The sequence below is a fragment of the uncultured Ruegeria sp. genome, from assembly GCF_947489545.1.
In the GTDB taxonomy this organism is placed as follows: domain Bacteria; phylum Pseudomonadota; class Alphaproteobacteria; order Rhodobacterales; family Rhodobacteraceae; genus Ruegeria.
Window position 1 is genome coordinate 1 of the sequence record NZ_CANLDZ010000062.1, and the last position, 2,804, is coordinate 2,804.

A 2,804-nucleotide genomic window follows, 5' to 3' on the forward strand; every position below is an offset into this window, starting at 1 on the left:
TTTCCACCGCCGTTGCCATTGCCATTTCCACCGCCGTTGCCATTGCCATTTCCACCGCCGTTGCCATTGCCTTGCTTGGCATAGGCAAAATCAGGGGCGGTAACAGTGGTCACAATGGCCGTCGAACCCAGAAGGGCAATCGCAATTGTGGAGGCTTTCAGCAGTCTGCACTTGGTGATGTTCATCTCAATCTCCTAAAAACTCACAGCAACAGCTATCGATAAACTGAACCTGGGCGCCGTGTTTTGGCCGATTGATCCGTGATCGAATCAACAACGCTGAGCTTCATTTAACTTGAGGGCGCTTGAACGCAGGGCTAATTGCTTGTTCATCATCGGTTCACGTCCGGCCATATAGTCTTCACTGAAAGTGTTTGAGGGTGTTATGTCAGCCAAAGTGTTTTTTCTGGTTGCAGCGTTGCTGACTGCCTTGTCCGGAGGACAAGCGGCTGCAGACGCACGCGAACTCAATCAGTCTGAACTGCGCATGGCGACGTTTTCAGGCACCGCAATCCGGTTGAACCGTGTCATTAAGGGTGTGGAAAAAGCTTTCGGTGGGACCCCAGTCGACGCACGTGCATTCAAAGCGGACAAAATTTATTATCGTATTCTGGTCAAAAAGCCGGGCGGAAAGATCGTCAGCGTGATCGTGAATGCTCAAACCGGTACAGTCGTCTCGAACGGTTCAAGTGTCGGGCGCGAGATTTCCGAGGCCGCCCGCAATTCAACTAAATCCAAGAGCAATAACGGTCAGAGTGCCTCTGCCACCCGTGGAAACAGTGCAGGTCGTAGCAATGCAGGTGGCAGTGGTAATGGCGGCGGAAACGGCGGCGGTAACGGTAACGGTAACGGCGGTGGAAACGGCAACGGTAACGGAGGCGGTAATGGCGGCGGTAACGGTAACGGTAACGGCGGCGGAAACGGCAACGGTAACGGAGGCGGTAATGGCGGCGGAAAAAAATAGAGTGAAGCTGACCGCGCTTTAGCTGTAGTTTCTGGATATGCGAATACTCCTTGCCGAAGACGAACCCCAGCTTTGTGAGCAAGTTAAGAAGCTGTTGGGCGCGGAAGGCCGCGTGGTAGACGTGGCCAACAATGGTACGGATGCTCTGCATCTGGGATCGACTGAACCTTACGACATGATCATCCTCGACATTGGCCTGCCTGAGCGAGACGGTATCTCGGTCCTGCGTGAATGGCGCAGCGCAGGTGTTAAGACCCCAGTCTTGATCCTGACTGCCAGAGATGGCTGGAGTGAACGTGTCGACGGGTTAGATGCCGGCGCGGATGACTATATGACCAAGCCGTTTCACATGCCTGAGTTGGCTGCGCGCGTTCGAGCAATCTTGCGACGCCAGAGCGGCCAGTTGAACCCCGTGATAGAAATGGGGGATGTCTCACTGGATACACGAAACGGGCGGGTGAGTGTTGGTGGCATTCCTGTCGATCTGACTGCACAGGAGATCGCAGTTCTTACCTATCTGGCGCACAACATTGGTCGTATGGTGTCACGCACTGAGTTGTCAGAACACATCTACGAATATGACGGCGACAGAGATTCCAACACGATCGCCGTATTCGTTACGCGTCTGCGCAAAAAACTGGGCTCTGATTTGATCACAACCGTCAGGGGACGGGGCTATATGATTGATCCTGCCTAATGCTGTCGTTACGCCAACGGGCCTTGCTCGGAGGTATCGCCTCGGGTGCGTTGTCTGTAGGCGTTGGTACCCTGGTGGTGTTTTCCTATATCAATACGCGCGTCTTGGATCAGTTCGACAGTGCGCTGCAAGACGATCATACGCAAGTTGTCGTTGGCCTAAGTGCGACTACGGATGATCCTGAAACCTTGCGGCAGTTTGTATTCGACCCGGCCTATGGTACGCCCTACTCAGGGCGGTATTGGCAAGTAACAGACGGTACTGGCGCCATCTATACCTCTGCCTCGCTTTTTGACGAAACGATTTCCGAACCTCCGCGCGCAAGTGGCGAAACAATCATTTGGAACACTACAGGTCCGGACAACGAGGCCGTTCGCAGCGTCTATCAAAAAATTACGTTCGAAGACGGAACGGAGTGGGGTGTAACTGTCGCCGAAAGCAGGAACCAACTGATCAACGAACGCAGTGCCGCACAAAGATACCTGCTCTCGGTTTTCGGCTTGGTCGGTTTGATCGGAGTGGCCAGTTCGCTTTTGTTGATGTCCGCCATTATCGGCCCCCTCAGGAAGTTGCGTGCCGATGTCGCTCATCGCTGGGATCGGGGTGATGAACTGGTGCCCGCAGACTACCCGGACGAGGTATCGCCTCTGGTAGAAGACCTCAATAAACTGCTGCATCGAAACAGAGAGATCGTCTCCGGTTCGCGAAGGCAGGCAGCGGATCTGGCGCACGCTCTGAAAACGCCGACAGCCATCTTACGAAACGAATTGGCGGATCTGTCTGACGCCGGCGTACACACAGAGCCTGCGGAAGAGGCGTTATCTCGAATTGACGCTCAGCTTGGCCGCTCGCTCGCGCGCATGCGTGCTTCAAACACTGGAGAGCTAACCCATTCTAGGACAGACCTGTCGAACTCGGTCGAACGACTGTCCCGGCTATTCTCGGTTATGGCGGAACGCGAGGGGAAGACCCTTGTGTCAGACAACGAGGCAGGTCTGCTTGTCCGCATGGATCCTCAGGACATTGAAGAAGTGATCGGAAATCTCCTCGACAATGCGCTCAAGTGGAGCCGAACAACATTCCAAATCACAGCAAAGCGCACAGATAGGGGTATCGAAATTTGCGTTGAAGATGACGGGCCCGG

Annotated in this window: 4 protein-coding genes; 3 read left to right on the top strand and 1 reads right to left on the bottom strand. The window is 54.4% G+C overall.

Going from position 1 to position 2,804, the window contains the following annotated elements; all coding sequences use genetic code 11:
• On the bottom strand, positions 1–185 hold a 185-nt coding region (locus Q1B13_RS26695; protein ID WP_299085917.1), incomplete at its 3' end, for a hypothetical protein.
• A gap of 199 nt (positions 186–384) precedes the next feature.
• On the opposite strand from Q1B13_RS26695, the gene Q1B13_RS26700 reads away from it, so the two are divergent.
• The 3 genes from Q1B13_RS26700 to Q1B13_RS26710 form a co-directional block, all read left to right on the top strand.
• Complete coding sequence (locus Q1B13_RS26700) at positions 385–963, top strand: hypothetical protein (protein WP_299085918.1); 579 nt, start codon at positions 385–387, stop codon at positions 961–963.
• 37 nt (positions 964–1,000) lie between these two features.
• On the top strand, positions 1,001–1,660 hold the full coding sequence (locus Q1B13_RS26705) for a response regulator transcription factor (protein WP_298938158.1): 660 nt from the start codon (positions 1,001–1,003) through the stop codon (positions 1,658–1,660).
• A gap of 23 nt (positions 1,661–1,683) precedes the next feature.
• Positions 1,684–2,804: HAMP domain-containing sensor histidine kinase (locus Q1B13_RS26710; protein ID WP_299800829.1), on the top strand; the 1,121-nt coding region annotated here is incomplete at its 3' end.

What these genes read in the sequence shown, in the direction of transcription:
- Q1B13_RS26700 (WP_299085918.1), top strand. Translation starts at nt 385, where the DNA reads ATGTCAGCCAAAGTGTTTTTTCTGGTTGCAGCGTTGCTGACTGCCTTG.
- Q1B13_RS26705 (WP_298938158.1), top strand. Translation starts at nt 1,001, where the DNA reads ATGCGAATACTCCTTGCCGAAGACGAACCCCAGCTTTGTGAGCAAGTT.